Source organism: Pseudomonas sp. SGAir0191 (assembly GCF_002812565.2).
GTDB classification, from domain to species: Bacteria; Pseudomonadota; Gammaproteobacteria; order Pseudomonadales; family Pseudomonadaceae; genus Aquipseudomonas; species Aquipseudomonas parafulva_B.
Genome location: NZ_CP025035.2, coordinates 4,277,592 through 4,294,566, shown reverse-complemented (window position 1 = coordinate 4,294,566; position 16,975 = coordinate 4,277,592). Strand labels below are relative to the sequence as shown.

Sequence of the window (16,975 nt, the reverse complement as noted above, 5' to 3'; positions counted from 1 at the left end):
TTTTGGTTAAACGAAATGTTGAAGGCATCCGGTCTGGCAAAGGTTTCGGGTGTTCTGGCAAAAGTGCGACAGTTGGGAAACGGGAACACTCTCGGGGTTACTCATCCGGTCAGCCTGCGCAGGTGCGGATGATCCTCTGGTTTTCATGGAGTGAGTTCCTCGATGCAAAGTTCCTTCCCGACGTCCGTGCGATCCGGCTGGCCACTGGTGCGCTGGTCCCTGATCATGGCGAGCACGGCGTGCGCCCCTTACGTCTGTGCCGCGACCCTGCCTAACGCGGGCCAGTTGCTCAACGAGTACCAGCAGACCGTACCTGCCGAGCCACAGTCCACCGAGCCGCCACCGGCCTTCGAATTGCCCACCGAAACCCGCCAGATCGCAGATTCGGCATTGCGCGTGACCCTGACAGCCGTGCGCTTTAGCGGCGATATCGCCCTGGCCCAGAAAGAAAACCTGCAAGCGCGGGTCAAGCCGGTGCTTGGCAAGACCCTGGACCACGCCGGCCTGCAGCAGATCGCCGATGCCCTGACCCGCTACCTGCGCGGTCGCGGTTACGTGCTGGCGCGTGCCTACCTGCCGCGCCAGGACCTGACCGACGGTGTGCTGGAAATCGCCTTGATGCAAGGACGGCTGGAATCGGGCAAGCAGCGAATCGAGGTAGGTGGCACCACCCGCAGCAACCCTGAACGCCTGCGCGCCATCGCCGCCTCGGCATTGCCCGAAGGCGAAGTGCTGCGCGCCGAAGACCTGGAGCGGGCCCTGCTGCTGATCAACGATCAGCCAGGCGTCAGCGCCCGTTCGGCGCTGGAGCGTGGTACCCAGCCAGGCACCAGCCGCCTGCTAGTCGATGCCAAGGCCGGACAACGGGTCAGCGGTGGGGTTTCGGCCGACAACTACGGCAACCGCAGCACGGGTACTGCCCGCCTCAACGCCCAGGTGAGCCTCAACGACCCGCTGGGCATTGGCGATCAACTCACACTCGGGGCCAGCAAGACCACCGGCAGCGACATCTTCGGCGCCAGCTACAGCCTGCCCTTGACGCCGTCGGGCCTGCGCCTGCAGGTCGGTGCATCCTACCTGCGCTATGACGTCGATCAGCAGCAGTTCCGCTCGCTCGACCTGCGCGGCAATGCCCGTACCGCATCGATCGGCCTGAGCTACCCGCTGATCCGCTCGCGCCTGCAAAACCTGTACGTGACCGCCGGCTACGAGCACAAGGCGCTGGAAGACCGCGCCCTGGGCAGCAACCTGCGCGACCGGAGCCTGGATAACTTCACATTTGGGCTGAGCGGCAACCGTTTCGACGACTTCGCCAGCGGTGGTGTAACCGATGCCGGGGTGAGCCTGACCCTGGGCAAGCTGGACCTGAGCGGCAACCGTGCCGATGCGTTCGCCGATGCCCGTACAGCCGGCAGCGACGGGCGCTTCGAAAAGGTCAACCTGCGTGTGTCGCGCTTGCAGAACCTAGGCGCCGGCAGTGACTGGAGCCTGTACGCCGGCTTGTCGGCCCAGTGGGCCGACCAGAACCTGGATTCGGCCGAGAAATTCCTCCTCGGCGGCCCGGCTGGCGTGCGCGCCTACCCCATCGGTGAGGCAGCAGGCGACCACGGCTGGCTGGGCACCCTCGAAGTGCGCCGCATGATCGACACCGGCATTCCCCAGCTGCGCGTGCAAGCGCTCGGCTTCCTCGACACCGGCAGGGTCTGGCTGCACCAGGACCGTTGGCAGGGCTCGGAGAACAACGCGACCGGGCGCAACCGCTACGACCTCAATGCGGTGGGCGCTGGGGTGAACGTCTGGTTCGACCGCTGGACCCTGCGTACGGCGGTGGCTCGCACCCTGGGTGACAACCCTGGCCGTAGCGTCAATGGGCTGGACGCCGACAGCCGCTCCAGCGACTGGCGCGCATGGATTCAAGCCTCCGTGGCGTTCTGACAATCGCCCCGGCGGGCACTGATACCTTTTTGAGGAACAGCTTATGAAAAGCGCATCGTTGAACCATGTCTACCGCCTGGTCTGGAGCGACACCGCCCAGGCCTTCGTGGCGGTTGCCGAAACATCCACTGCCCGCGGCAAGCGCGGCGGCGTGGTCGGCGTACTGGCGGCACTGGGGCTGCTGGGCAGCGGCCTGGCTTGTGCAGGGCCGTTGCCGACCGCAGGCGACATCGTCGCCGGTACCGGTAGCATCAGCCAAAGCGGCAATCACATGAACATCCACCAGACCTCCGACAAGATGGTCACCCAGTGGAACAGCTTCGACATCGGCGCCGATGCCTCGGTCCGCTTCGACCAGCCCAATACCCAGAGCATCGCCCTGAACCGGGTGGTCGGCGGCGGCAACGCCAGCCAGATACTCGGCAAGCTCGACGCCAACGGGCAAGTCTGGCTGCTCAACCCCAACGGGGTGGTGATCGGCAAGGGCGCCCAGGTGAACGTCGGCGGCCTGCTGGCCTCGTCGCTGCAAATGACCGACGCCGACTTCATGGCGGGCAAGGCACGCCTGACCGGCGGTGCCAACGCAGGCGCCGTGGTCAACCAGGGTGAGATCCGTGCCGCACAAGGCTCGATGGTTGCCCTTATCGGGCCGCAGGTCAGCAACTCGGGGTCGATCAGCACCCCGGGCGGCAGCACGGTCATGGCTGCCGGTGACAAGGTCAGCCTGGACTTCCAGGGCGACGGCCTGGTCAGTGTCAACGTCGAGCGCGGCGTACTTGACGCGCTGGTGAAGAACGATGGGCACATCAGTGCTGACGGCGGCAGGGTCACCCTTAGCGCCCGTTCGGCCGATGCGGCCATCAGCAGCGTGGTGAACAACACGGGCGTGATCGAGGCGCACAGCCTGGTGGCCCGTAACGGGCGCATCGTCCTGGACGGCGATACCGATGGCGGGCTGACCCAGGTGGCCGGCACCCTCGATGTGTCCTCGGGGCAGGGCAAGGGCGGCGACATCGTCGTGACCGGTGAGAAGGTGGCGCTGCAAGGGGCCACGCTCACTGCCGACGGCGCGCAGGGCGGTGGCACGATCAAGGTCGGCGGCGGCTGGCAAGGCCAGGACGCCAGCGTGCGCCATGCGCAACAGCTGGATGTGGACAAGGCATCACGCCTGCAGGCCAACGCCACGGTCAAGGGCGACGGCGGCACCGTTGTCGCCTGGTCCGACCAGGACAACCGCTTCGCCGGCCGCGTTGCCGTGCGCGGGGGCGAGCAGGGCGGTGACGGTGGCAAGGCTGAAGTCTCCGGCAAGCAGACCTTGCGCTACGACGGCGCCACCGACGCGCGGGCCAGCCAGGGCCGCACCGGTGACCTGCTGCTCGACCCAACCAACATCACCGTCTCGGGTGGTTCCGGGGTCAGTGGTGACTGGTCGGCCGGCAGCGGCGACATCACCGTCTACGAAAAAACCCTGGAAGCCCAGGCAGCCAACGTGTTGATGACCGCCACCGGCATCATCACCTTCGCCGACCTGTTGCAAAACGGTGGCGACGGCACTATCACGATGCAGGACAACGTCAGCCTGCGGGTCGAGGCGGGCAACCGCTCCAACAGCAACAGCGCCATTCGCTTCGACAATGCCAACAACACCATCGAGGTGTCCGGCACCGGCAGCCTGTACTTCCAGTCCGGCGGCACGGGTACCGGCAGCATCAGCAACGTCGCCAACCTGATCGCGCATGGCGCCGGGGCAAACCCGGACGTGGCGGCCTTGCCCGTACACAACGTCAACTCGGCGGGCTCCGGTACCCCAGGTGCCGGCAGTATCACCCTGCTCGGGGCAGACGGCCTGACCATCGCCGGCTCGCTGACCACCCACGGCGGCTACGTGCGCCTGTCCAGCGACTCGGACAACGGCGGGCGGGGGGCGTTGACCATCGATACCCCGATCAACACCCACGGCGGCAACCTGTACCTGTCGTTCGGCACCACCAGCTACCCCGAAAGCATCGCCACCCTCAACGGTGACGTCACGCTGGGCAGCGGTCGCCTGTACTTCGGCGATGCCATGGGCGCCAGCGCGTTGGGTGGCTCCACGGGTGAAAAACGCCTGGGCGGCCTGCTCAGTCTCAGCGGCGACGTGAACTTCACCACGCCGCTGACCATGCTCGGCGGCGCCTCGATCCACACCGACGGCAATATCAACTTCAGCAGCACCGTCAAACTCGACACGGGCGATCGCGCCTTGACCCTGCGGGCGACCAACATCGACTTCACCCAGGCCCGCCTGCAGAACGTCTCCACGGCGAGCATCGCCCTGGAGCCCTGGCTGGCCGCGACCAATATCGCCCTCGATGGCACCGATGGCATTGCCACCGCCGATACCCTTGGCAAGCTCGACAACATCCGCAACCTGACCATCGGCCGCACCGACGGCACGGGCATCACCACCGTCAACAGCAGCGGCTTCAGCTTCAATGCCAACAACAACCTGACCTTGCTCAACGGTGAGCTGCGCGTGGACGGCGCGCTGCGCAACAGCAACGCCACCGGCCACGTGATCGGCAAGGCCGGTGTGGGCGATGTGGTCATCGGTACAGGTGGCAGTGTGCAGGCCAATGGCAGCGGCGACGCGGTCGTCCTGGCGGCGGCCCGCAACTTCTACAACAACGCTGGTGCCAACGCCCTGCTCAGCACCAACAGTGCCGGGCGCTGGCTGACCTACTCCACGTCGCCGCAGCAGGACATCCGCAACGGCCTGGCGGTGGATTTCAAGCAGTACAATACCCAGTTCGGCGACACCATCGCGCAAGCCAGCGGTAATGGTCACATCTACAAAGTGGCGCCGGTGGTCAAGGTCGGCCTGACCGGTGAAGTGCGCAAGACCTACGACGGCAACAACCAGGCGTCCCTGGGGGCTGGCAACTACACCAGCACCGGTGCCATCGATGGCGACCAGGTCGATTTCGTCATCGCCCCCGGCGGCAACGCGGTCTATGACGACAAACAGGCAGGTGTCGGCAAGAACGTCAGTGCCACGGGCATCGCCATTGGCGAAGCCAGCAATGGCCAGGTGAAGGTCTACGGCTATCAACTGGAGTCCGACACCGCGTCAGCTGACATCGGCGTCATCGACAAGCGCAAGCTGGCGCTCTCCAACGGCGGCAACGGCGCGGCGCAGGTCAGCGACAAGGTCTACGACGGCACGCGAGTCGCCGAAGTGACCGACGTAGCCTTCGATAACCTGGTGGACGGTGATCAGCTGCACGCCTCAGGCAATGGCGCCTTCAGCGACAAGAATGCGGGCAATGGCAAGACCGTCGAGGTGAGCGGGCTGCAACTGCTCGGCGCCGATGCCAACAACTATGAAGTGGACCTGACCGGCGTTGCGCTGACAGGCCAGGCATCGATTACGCCAAAGGGCATTACGGTCGGACAGGTGGCCGTTGCCGACAAGACCTATGACGGAGGCCGCAATGCCTCGGTGACCGGTATCGAGCTGCAAGGCGTGATCGCCGCGGACCAGGGCAAAGTCGCGGGTCACTCGGACAAAGCCCTGTTCGCCGACAAGAACGCGGGCAGCAACAAGGCCGTGGTGCTGAGCGAGATGGGCCTGAGCGGCGACGAAGCCGGCAACTACACCCTGCTCGATGCCACCGCCAACGGCGTGGCCAGCATCGCGCGAAAGGTGCTGACCGGCATGGCCGAAGTAGCGGACAAGGTGTATGACGGTGGCACCACTGCCACGCTTGGCGACCTTGACCTGGTGGGTCTGGTCGACGGCGACGAAGGTAAGGTCACCAGCACCGGCAACACCGGCGCGTTCGTGGACAAGAACGCAGGCAGCAACAAGTCCGTCATCGGTTCCGGCATTGCCCTGACCGGTGAAGAAGCGCGCAACTACAGCTTCGACACCACGGCTGAAATCGGCAAGGCCAACATTGATCGCAAGGTCCTGACCGGCAAGGCAGAGGTGGCCAATAAGGTCTATGACGGTGGCACCACTGCCCAGTTGAGCGACCTGAACCTGGTTGGCGTGGTCGATGGCGACCAGGGCAAGGTGACGGGCACCGGCACCACGGGCGCGTTCGTCGACAAGAACGCGGGCACCGGCAAGACGGTGATCGGTTCAGGTGTGGCCCTGACCGGCGATGAGGCGCGCAACTACCGCTTCGACACCGCTGCTGAAATCGGCAAGGCCAACATTGATCGCAAGGTCCTGACCGGTAAGGCCGAGGTGGCCAGCAAGGTCTATGACGGCGGTACGACTGCTCAGCTGAGCGATCTGGACCTGATCGGCGTCGTTGATGGTGACGAAGGCAAGGTAACCGGTACAGGCACCACAGGTGCATTCGCCGACAAGAACGCTGGCATCGGTAAGACGGTGACAGGCTCGGGCGTTGCGCTAACCGGCGAAGAGGCCGGTAACTACAGTTTCGATACCACGGCTGAGATCGGCAAGGCCAACATTGATCGTAAAGTCCTGACCGGTAAAGCTGATGTGGCTAACAAGGTCTATGACGGTGGAATCACTGCTCAGGTCAGCGACCTGGACTTGGTCGGCGTGGTCGATGGCGACGAGGGCAAGGTCACTGGCACCGGCACTACCGGCGCCTTCGTGGACAAGAATGCTGGCATCAACAAGTCGGTCATTGGCTCCGGTATTGCGCTGAGCGGCGAAGAAGCAGGTAACTACCGCTTTGACACCACCGCTGAAATCGGCAAGGCCAACATTGATCGCAAGGTACTGACGGGTAAAGCCGAGGTGGCCAATAAGGTCTACGACGGTGGCATCACCGCTCAGTTGAGCGACCTGGATCTGGTCGGTGTAGTCAATGGTGACGAAGGTAAGGTGACCGGAACTGGCACCACAGGCGCGTTCGTGGACAAAAATGCTGGCACCAATAAGTCGGTCGTTGGCTCCGGTATTGCGCTGAGCGGCGAAGAAGCAGGTAACTACAGCTTCGACACCACCGCTGAAATCGGCAAGGCCAACATCGATCGCAAGGTCCTGACCGGTAAAGCCGACGTGGCCAACAAGGTTTACGACGGTGGCATCACCGCTCAGTTGAGCGAACTGGATCTGGTTGGCGTGGTTGATGGCGACGAGGGCAAGGTGACCGGGACTGGCACCACAGGCGCGTTCGTGGACAAAAATGCTGGCACCAATAAGTCGGTCGTTGGCTCCGGTATTGCGCTGAGCGGCGAAGAATCAGGTAACTACAACTTCGACACCACCGCCGAAATCGGCAGAGCCAACATCGACCGCAAGGTCCTGACCGGTAAAGCCGACGTTGCCAACAAGGTCTATGACGGTGGCACCAGTGCGCAATTGAGCGATCTGGACCTGGTTGGCGTGGTTGATGGCGACGAGGGCAAGGTCACTGGCACCGGTACTACCGGCGCCTTCGTAGACAAGAACGCCGGCACCAACAAGTCGGTCACAGGCGTAGGTGTGGCACTGACCGGCGAAGAATCAGGCAACTACAGCTTCGACACCACCGCCGAAATCGGCAAAGCCAACATCGACCGCAAGGTCCTGACAGGTAAAGCCGATGTGGCCAACAAGGTATACGACGGCAGCACCACTGCTCAGCTGAGCGATCTGGACCTGGTTGGCGTGGTTGATGGCGATGAAGGCAAGGTAACCGGTACGGGTACCACAGGTGCATTCGTGGATAAGAACGCTGGTACTCAAAAAACCGTAATCGGTTCCGGTGTTGCCCTCACCGGCGAAGAAGCAGGCAACTACAGCTTTGACACCACCGCTGAAATCGGCAAGGCCAACATCGATCGCAAGGTCCTGACGGGTAAAGCCGACGTGGCCAACAAGGTCTATGACGGTGGCACCACTGCGCAATTGAGCGATCTGGACCTGATCGGTGTAGTCGATGGTGACGAAGGCAAGGTGACCGGGACCGGCACCACGGGCGCTTTCGTGGACAAGAACGCTGGCACCAACAAGTCGGTCACCGGCGCAGGCGTGGCCCTGACCGGCGAGGAAGCGGGCAACTACAGCTTCGACACCACCGTTGAAATCGGCAAAGCCAACATCGACCGCAAGGTTCTGACCGGTAAAGCCGACGTGGCCAACAAAACCTATGACGGCACCACTACCGCTCAACTGAGCGACTTGGGCCTGATTGGCGTGGTCGATGGCGACGAAGGCAAGGTAACCGGTACCGGCACCACTGGCGCGTTCGTGGACAAGAATGCAGGCACCCACAAGTCGGTTACCGGCGTAGGTGTCGCGCTGGCTGGCGAAGAAGCAGGCAACTACAGCTTCGACACCACCGCCGAAATCGGCGAGGCCAACATCGACCGCAAGGTTCTGACCGGTAAAGCCGACGTGGCCAACAAAACCTATGACGGCACCACTACCGCTCAACTGAGCGACTTGGGCCTGATTGGCGTGGTTGATGGCGACGAGGGCAAGGTAACCGGTACGGGTACCACAGGTGCATTCGTCGATAAGAACGCTGGTACCCAAAAATCCGTAACCGGTTCCGGTGTTGCCCTCACCGGCGAAGAATCAGGCAACTACAGCTTCGACACCACCGCCGAAATCGGCAAGGCCAACATCGACCGCAAGGTCCTGACCGGTAAAGCCGACGTGGCCAACAAAACCTATGACGGCACCACTACCGCTCAGCTGAGCGACTTGGGCCTGATTGGCGTGGTCGATGGCGACGAAGGCAAGGTAACCGGTACCGGCACCACCGGCGCGTTCGTGGACAAAAATGCTGGCACCAACAAGTCGGTCGTTGGCTCCGGTATTGCGCTGAGCGGCGAAGAAGCAGGCAACTACAGCTTCGACACCACCGCCGAAATCGGCAAGGCCAACATTGATCGCAAGGTCCTGACCGGTAAAGCCGACGTGGCCAACAAAACCTATGACGGCACCACTACCGCTCAACTGAGCGACTTGGGCCTGATTGGCGTGGTCGATGGCGACGAAGGTAAGGTAACCGGCACCGGCACCACCGGCGCATTCGTGGACAAGAACGCTGGCACCAACAAGTCGGTCACCGGCGCAGGCGTTGCCCTGACCGGCGAAGAAGCCGGTAACTACAGCTTCGATACCACCGCCGAAATCGGCAAAGCCAACATCGACCGCAAAGTCCTGACCGGCACCGCTGATGTCACCAACAAGGTCTATGACGGCACCACCCTCGCGCAATTGGGCAATGTTGGCCTGGTGGGGGTGGTCGATGGCGACAAGGGCAAGGTGACCGGCGGTGGCAACAGCGGCTCGTTCGTCGACAGGAATGCGGGCACTAACAAGTCGGTCACCGGCTCGGGAATCGTCCTGGCCGGCGAAGAAGCAGGCAACTACAGCTTCGACACCACTGCCGAAATCGGCAAAGCCAACATCGACCGCAAGCTGCTGACTGGCACTGCCGATGTGGCCGACAAGGTGTATGACGGCAACACGGTCGCGCACTTGGGCAACATCAGCCTGATCGGCATCCTCGATATCGACATGGGCAAAGTCGACGGTACCGGCACCATCGGCGCCTTCGTGGACAAGAACGCAGGCACCAATAAGTCGGTCACCGGCGCAGGTGTGGCGTTGACGGGTGAACAAGCCCGCAACTACAGCTTCGACACCACTGCCGAGATCGGCAAGGCCAACATCGACCGCAAGCTACTGACCGGCACTGCCGATGTGGCCGACAAGGTGTATGACGGCAACACGGTCGCGCAGTTGGGCAACGTGGGTCTGATTGGCCTGGTTGACGGTGACCAGGACAAGGTCGTCGGCGCAGGCAACACAGGGGCGTTCGTCGACAAGCAGGCGGGGACCGACAAGTCCGTTTCCGGTTCAGGTATCGTGCTGACGGGCGAGGAGGCGGGCAACTACAGCTTCGACACTACCGCATCGATCGGCCGTGCCTCCATTACGCCGAAGACCCTCGGCGGCACGGTGGTGGTTGGCAGCAGGCCCTACGATGGCAGCACCCAGGCGCCCATCGAACGAATCGTTCTGGACGGCGTGATCGGCGGCGATACTGTCAGCGCTTCGGGCACTGGCCACTACGCAACAGCCGTGGCCGGGTCGGGCAAGCCGGTGAGCGTTGCAGAGCTGCTGCTCAGCGGTGCCGATGCCGGCAACTACCGCATCGACCCGGCCATGCTGGTGGGCGAAGGGGTCATCGAGCCGGTGCTGTTCACGCCAGTCGGCCTGATCACCGACGCGCAGGGCGCAAACGGTACTGCCTTGTTCGTCGAGCGTAGCGACGCGCTGGTAGCCGACCAGCTTGCCAGCAGCCAGCAGGTCGCCAACAGGCCGCTGTACGCTGACGCCACGTCGGCTACCTTCGACGGGCGTGATGCTCAGGCGCTGGTGCTCGATACCCCGCTGCGCAGCCATGGACGCTTGAGCCTGGCCTTGGCTGACCAGGCGCCTGAGCCGACTACCCGCGGTACGTTGGGCGTGTTCAACCTGGAGCAGGGTGACCGCGCGCAGCTTCAAGGCCGTTACCGCGCAGCCGACCTGGGCAACAGCATCACGCTCGAGTCCACCACCGATGCGGTACAGGCAGTGCCTGACCTGAGCGGCAATCACTCGGCCTGGACCCGTGCCGAGGTCCGTGACGGCAACGGCACCGCCGTCACCATCCAGGTCATGCTGTTCAGCAACGGCACGCTGCGTATCGATGCACCGGTTCCGGCGGCGGCGGTTTCCGACGAAGAACTGGCAAGCCAAGGCCTGGCTGTTGCCAAGCTGCGGCTCAAGGCGGGTGTGGCCGGCATCCGCGCGGTGTTGATCGAGCGCAGCGCCCGCCAAGGCGCAGTGCCGGGAGGTACGCACTACACCGTGGCACAACGCTGAGCCTGGGGCACGGCGGGGTAGCCTGCTGCCCCGTGGCCCCTTGATGCAGCCCAGCGGCTGACGTTGCCTTTGCAACGTGCGCAGCAGGCTGCATCCCTTCAAGCCATCCGAGTTCCGTCAGGGACCGGATGGCTTTGTCGTTTTCAGGATGTGCTGGCGTTGACCTGCATACACTCGATGGCGCGTCCCGGCTTCAGACCATTCGACTCACTGTCTGCCAGCGCAACGCGGCTTTACATCGCTGACCTGACGTTCAAAATGGCGGGTTGAAAAGGAGTCCCCATGAAACGCGTCATGATCGTTGGTCAACCGGGCGCCGGCAAGAGTACGCTGGCTCGCCACCTGGGCGAGCGAACCGGCTTGCCGGTCGTGCATATCGATACCATTCACTGGCTACCCGGCTGGGTCGAGCGCAGCCGGGACGAAAAGACCCGCCTGTGCCATGAAGTGGAGGCGCGCGAACGGTGGATCTTCGAGGGCGGGCATTCGGCGACCTGGGACAACCGTCTTGCCAGGGCCGAAATGCTTATCTGGATTGACCGTTCCCTGACGGTCCGATTGTGGCGTGTGCTGGTCAGAACCCTGACCCAGTTGGGCCGCACCCGCCCGGACCTGCCAGATGACTGCCCCGAGTCGCTGCGCAATTTGCCTGGCTTCATCCGGTTCATCTGGTCCACGCGGCATTCTTCACAGGACAAGATCAAGCACCTGATGGCGACGGCGCCTGCGGGGTGCCGGGTCGTGCACCTGCGCTCCAACCGGCAGACGCGTCAGTTTCTGGCGTCGATCGATTCGCAGCCCTGAGGTATGTGACGCTTGTCGGCCATGGCGCTAGCGGCGTTCGGCCTGGTCCAGCAGCGAGGGTGCATCCTGGTCACTGAACATCCCTTCGACGCACGCCTTGAACTGACCGAGCGTGAAGGGCTTGGACAGCAAGCGTGTATGTGGCTGCTGCTCGGTAAGGCTGGCGGGCGCCTCGATCAACCCTGAAATGAACAGCACTCGCATCGCCGGCACCCGCGCCCGCACCCCGTGGGCGATGTTGTCCCCCGTCAGGCCGCCGGGCAGGACCAGGTCGGTCACCACAAGCTGCAGGTCTTGGCACTGCTCGATCAGGTGCAGCGCATCGGCAGGATGAGTGACTTCGATTACCTCAAAGCCCAGCTCCTTCAAGGCTTCGCCGACCAGCTCCCGGATCGCGCCCTCGTCTTCGATCACCAGTGCACTGCCGCGTTTGTCGGTGCGGGACGCCAGGGTGGCGTGCGTGATCGCTGTGACGCTCGACCGGACGGGCTCCAGGTGAACGGGCAACAGCAGACTGACCGTGGTGCCGCTGCCCATAACCGATTCGATCACTGCCGTACCGCCCGCCTGGCGAGCGAAGTCCTTGACCATCGACAGCCCTAGACCCGTGCCCGACCCTAGCGGTTTGGTGGTGAAGAACGGTTCGAAGGCCCGCTCGGCAACGCTGGCTGGCATCCCCAGGCCCGTATCGGTGACGCTTACCTGAATGTAGTCGCCCGCGCGTAGCCCAAGCTGCTCCAGCTCAGCCGTGCCGCTTGTCACCTTGCTGACCCGCACCTGCAAACGGCCCCCTTGGGGCATGGCGTCACGTGCGTTGATGCACAAGTTGAGCAGCGCATTTTCCAGTTGGTGGGCGTCGCAGTAGCACAAGGCTGGCGAAGGCAATGGGGTAAATTGAAACTCGATCTTGGGTGTAAGGGTTCTGGCCAGCAGCTCTTTCATGTCGTCCACCAGCAGCACCACATCGACCGTGGTGCTGGCCAGCGGTTGCCGCCTGGCGAAGGTCAGCAGGCGGTGGGTGAGGGTGCTGGCCTTGCGAGTGGCAGTCCTGGCCAACGAGAGGTAACGGCCCAGTTCGTCGTGCCGACCCTGCGCCAGGCGTTGTTCGATCATGTCCTGCGTGCCGGTGATCACGGTCAGCAGGTTGTTGAAGTCATGGGCCAGGCCCCCGGTGAGCTGCCCGAGCGCTTCCATCTTCTGGCTTTGCTGCAATTGCTGGCTGACCTGCTCGAACGCCTGCTGCCGTTCGCGATACTGGGTGACGTCCCGCGCCACGGCGAAGTAACGGCCTTCGAACCCGGCAATACGCCAATTGAGCAGCAAGGGTTGGCCATCGTGGCGCACGCTCTGGGTGTCGAGCTCAACAATGGGTTTGTGGTTGAGCTCGCGCAATGCGTTCGCCAATTGTGCGGGAGAGATGAAACTGTAGAACGTCCCAGTCTTGAGCTGTTCTTCAGTGAAGCCCGTTTCTACCTGCCACGCCGGGTTCACCGACAGCACCTGGCCGTTTTCGGACAACGTGCAGATCAGGTCGGGGGATACGTTCCACAGGCTGTCGCGCTCCCCCGTTCGGTGTTGCACTTGCTGCTCGAGCGTATCGTTGAGCCGTTCCACGGCGCTCAGGTTACGCCTGAGCGAAGCACATACCACCGCCATGGCGAAGGTCACCACGCCAAAACTCAGGCTGTTGGCCCATGTGGCCCAGTCAGCATCGAAACCCAGCGGCCCGATGAAAAAATACTGGGCGATCAGTACCGCCATGATGCAGCCCAGCAGGGACGGACCTGCGCCGAACCAGAACCCGATCAGCATCAGCCCAGGAATGAAAAACAGGTAGGGGAGCGCGACAGGCGACATTTGCGCGCGCGCCAGGGAGCACGCAGCGATGATCAACGCGGCGCCCACGTAGCGGCTGGCCGTGCTCGGTTCGGCACGTCGCAGGCGTTGCAGGATGGCGGTAATCCTTTCTTTGAACCAGGCCAAGGCTGACTCCGTAACAGGCTGAGCATCATCTAAGCGATCTGCCGTGCCAAGCGCGGCTGACAGCCTTTTAGGCTAGCTGACCGCAGGCGTCCAATAGATTTTTTGGCCGACCACCGGTTGGGGTGCTCAATTGTCGAGAGAAACTCATCACAGCTAAGCTGGCAATGTGCCTTCTGGGCTAGAATTTGCTGTTACCGCGACCGGAGCTTTCATGGACAACTTGACGACCCTTCGAGACGAGCGCTTGCGCCTGGTTGAAGTGGACCGCCTTACATCGGACCTGGCAAATGGAGAGGATCCGGTGCTCAACGGCGTTGTCAACATGCTCTGTGCGCACTTTGACGTCCCTTCCGCGCTGGTCAGCATCGTCGACCGCGATTACCAGGTATTCAAGGCCAAGATCGGCATGGCCGACGACCGCACGCCGCGCGAAATGTCCATCTGCGCCCATGGCCTGCGCCAGGAAACGGTGCTCGAGATCTGCGACACGCTGCAGGACCCGCGCACGGTGGATAATCCGCTTGTGCAATCGGCCCCCCATATTCGCTACTACGCTGGCGCACCGCTGATCGTTCGGCCAGGCGTCAGCCTGGGTGGGCTGTGCATCATCGACCATGCCACGCGCCAAGCCTTGTCGGAGCGCGACCGTAATCTGCTGACCAACGCCGCCAAAGTGGTGGTGGCCCGCCTGCAGTCTATCCACCGGCAGAACTTCTACGATCCGATGACCGGGTTGCCCAATCGGCGGCGCTTCGAGACGGACTTCAAGGAAGGTGCCGTGACGGCCGGCCAGGTGGCTGTTTTCATCGAGCCGGTGTCGGCTGCGGGTATGGACCGACTGTTCAAGGCGCTGGGCATCGAGTTCTTCACCGATTTCATGCTGGCAGTCAAAGAAGTGCTGCTCACAGCACTTCCGCCCGGCTGCCGCCTTTATCGGGCCAGTACCCTGGGCTTCATGACGGTCATTGATGCATGCGATACCAGTTTTCTTGCCGGTTGGCTTCAGACGCTGGTGGCTTCGCTCGGTGGGCCACTGCGCAGCGGTCACATACCGGTCACGCCGGATGTCGGTATCAGTGTCCTGACGCTGGGCGTGGACGCCAGCGCCTCGCCGGATATCCTGCGACTGCTAGCCAGCATGACCGACACCGCTCGCAAGAGCGAGCAGCGCTGGTTGGCGTACGACCCGGTGGTGGACGCCAACCTGCGGCGCAACACCGCGATACTCAATGCCCTGGAAGCCGCACTGCTGGCACCCGACCAGTTGAGCCTGGCCTACCAGCCCAGGATCGACCTTGGCAGCAACCGCTGCGTGGCGGTCGAGGCACTCTTGCGTTGGACGCATCCGCAACTGGGCGTGATCAGCCCGGCAGAGTTCATTCCGCTGGCGGAAACCACCGCTTCCATCCGCGGCATAACTCGCTGGGTGGTGGAACAGGTGTGCCGTCAAATTGCCCAGTGGCAGGCCAGCGACCTGATGTTGCAGGTCTCGTTGAACATCTCGGCCCTCGATCTGGGTGATGGTCAGCTGTACGAAGATGTCACGCGAGCGCTGGCCCGACACCAGGTGCACCCGAGCCTGGTGGAGCTCGAGTTCACCGAAAGCGCCCTGGTAGCCGACTTCGATGCCGTGCAGGAGCAGCTCCAGCGCTTCCGCGCCCTGGGCATTTCGATCGGCATCGACGATTTTGGCAGCGGCTACAGCAACTGGATCTACCTGCGCAAAATCCCCGCCACCAGCGTGAAGCTCGACCGTTCCCTGCTCGCCGAACTGCAGCCTGGCGGCAATGACTGGCACATCGTGCGTGGGCTGGTCAGCCTGCTGCGCGACCTGCGCCTGACGGTGGTGGCCGAGGGTGTGGAGACGGACCTGCACCATCATGTGCTACGGGGGTGGGGCTGTGATCAAGGGCAAGGCTATTATTACGCAAGGCCCCTCCCGGCAGATGACCTGGCTGCATGGTTGCGTCAGCCGCGGCAAGCCTGACGTTAGGTGAAGCAGCACTCGGTGTGCGCTGCCTGTCAGCGCCTGTTCAATCCCAACAGTTGTCATCCGCAATGACGAGGATCGCCATGTTCAACAAAGCGCTTAGGGATGAGGTCGAGGCACTCAAACGGGAGCTGCATGGGCTCAGGGCTGCGCAACAGAGCAGGTCCACAGAGATGCTTGAAATCACCGTGGACCGCGACCTGCTGATCACGGCCGTCAACCCGCGGTTTTCCAGCTTCGTGGGGATCGACGCTTCAAAGCTTGTCGGCACATCGATGGGCGCGCTCACGCCTGACTATGTGAAGGACTTGCCGTGCTACAAGGACTTCCAGACCGCGATGAGCCAGGGCACTGGAGTGAGCGACGACTACCGCTACATCGCGGCTGATGGGCGTCTGGTGTGGATGCGCGCGGCGTGGTGCCCGGTCAAGGCCCCCAGCGGCGAGGTGACCCATATGACGGCCTACGGCACCGAGGTCACCGCCGCCATCGACAAGGCCCGTGAAAACGACGAGCTGATCAAGGCGCTTTCCCGGTCCACGGCGGTGATCGAGTTCGCACTGGACGGCACCATACTCACCGCCAACCAGAACTTCCTCAATACGGTGAACTACACGCTCCCGGAAATCGTCGGCAAGCATCACAGCATCTTCTGCGATCCGGCCTACACCCGGTCGGCGGATTATCAGCGACTGTGGGCCAGCCTCAACGACGGTCGCTTCGTTGCTGAGCGCTTTCAGCGGTTCGACAAGAGCGGTCGCGAGTTGTGGCTCGAAGCCTCCTACAATCCGGTGCGCGACACCCGCGGGCGGCTGTACAAGGTCGTGAAGTTTGCGGTGGATATCACCGCTCAGGTCGAGAGCGAGAAACAGGTCAGCTCGGCGGCGGACGTTGCCTATGAGATCTCCATGAAGACTGACAGCTCGGCCCAGCGCGGCGCGGAGGCGGTCAGGGACACGGTGGAAACCATGAACCGCATCGTCGAGCAGGTCTCGAATGTGTCCACTGGCGTCGAGGCACTGGGGCATCAGTCGCACCTGATTACGTCCATCGTGTCGACCATCGGCGGCATCGCCCAGCAGACCAACCTGTTGGCCCTGAACGCGGCCATCGAAGCCGCGCGTGCCGGTGATCAAGGCCGGGGCTTTGCCGTGGTGGCGGACGAGGTTCGCAAGTTGGCCGGGCGAACCAGTGCTGCGACCCAGGAAATCGTCGAGGTGGTGCAGAAGAACAACGCCTTGGTGGAGGAGGCGGTACACAGCATGGTCGAGAGCAGGAAACAGGCTGAACTGGGCCTGAGCCTGGCCCAGCAGGCGGGTACCGTGATCACGGAAATCCAGTCAGGTGCGCAGGAAGTGGTCACCGCCGTGGGCCAATTCTCTTCGAAACTGGTGGCGGAGGCGGGGCGTTAGTCCGATCCGGCAGCACGG

At 63.1% G+C, this 16,975-nt stretch carries 6 protein-coding genes and 1 pseudogene; 6 read left to right on the top strand and 1 reads right to left on the bottom strand.

The window, feature by feature from the left end; genetic code table 11:
* Positions 1-162: 162 nt before the first annotated feature.
* The 3 genes from CWR53_RS19170 (at position 163) to CWR53_RS19160 (ending at position 11,572) form a co-directional block, all read left to right on the top strand.
* Positions 163-1,935 (top strand): ShlB/FhaC/HecB family hemolysin secretion/activation protein, encoded by a 1,773-nt coding sequence (locus CWR53_RS19170; RefSeq protein ID WP_058603123.1) that lies wholly within the window; start codon positions 163-165, stop codon positions 1,933-1,935.
* Between the two features lie 43 nt (positions 1,936-1,978).
* Positions 1,979-10,768, top strand: a complete 8,790-nt coding sequence (locus tag CWR53_RS19165; RefSeq protein ID WP_100852262.1) for a YDG domain-containing protein — start codon at positions 1,979-1,981, stop codon at positions 10,766-10,768.
* Positions 10,769-11,050: 282 nt separating this feature from the next.
* Positions 11,051-11,572 (top strand): AAA family ATPase, encoded by a 522-nt coding sequence (locus tag CWR53_RS19160; RefSeq protein WP_100852261.1) that lies wholly within the window; start codon positions 11,051-11,053, stop codon positions 11,570-11,572.
* Between the two features lie 27 nt (positions 11,573-11,599).
* Here CWR53_RS19160 and CWR53_RS19155 read toward each other — a convergent pair whose 3' ends face one another.
* Positions 11,600-13,555 (bottom strand): ATP-binding protein, encoded by a 1,956-nt coding sequence (locus tag CWR53_RS19155; protein WP_100852260.1) that lies wholly within the window; start codon positions 13,553-13,555, stop codon positions 11,600-11,602.
* A 211-nt stretch (positions 13,556-13,766) separates the two neighbouring features.
* Between CWR53_RS19155 and CWR53_RS19150 the strand changes: the two genes are divergently transcribed.
* From CWR53_RS19150 to CWR53_RS23600, 3 genes and pseudogenes are all read left to right on the top strand, one after another.
* The gene (locus CWR53_RS19150; protein WP_058603119.1) at positions 13,767-15,542 is read left to right on the top strand and encodes a sensor domain-containing phosphodiesterase; all 1,776 of its coding nucleotides are present in this window, start codon (positions 13,767-13,769) and stop codon (positions 15,540-15,542) included.
* Positions 15,515-16,357 (top strand): annotated as a pseudogene (locus CWR53_RS23605) (PAS domain-containing protein); the annotation flags it as partial. The gene CWR53_RS19150 and the pseudogene CWR53_RS23605, both read left to right, overlap by 28 nt.
* Before the next feature lie 96 nt (positions 16,358-16,453).
* Positions 16,454-16,957, top strand: a complete 504-nt coding sequence (locus tag CWR53_RS23600) for a methyl-accepting chemotaxis protein (RefSeq protein ID WP_258313254.1) — start codon at positions 16,454-16,456, stop codon at positions 16,955-16,957.
* The last annotated feature ends 18 nt before the right edge of the window (positions 16,958-16,975 follow it).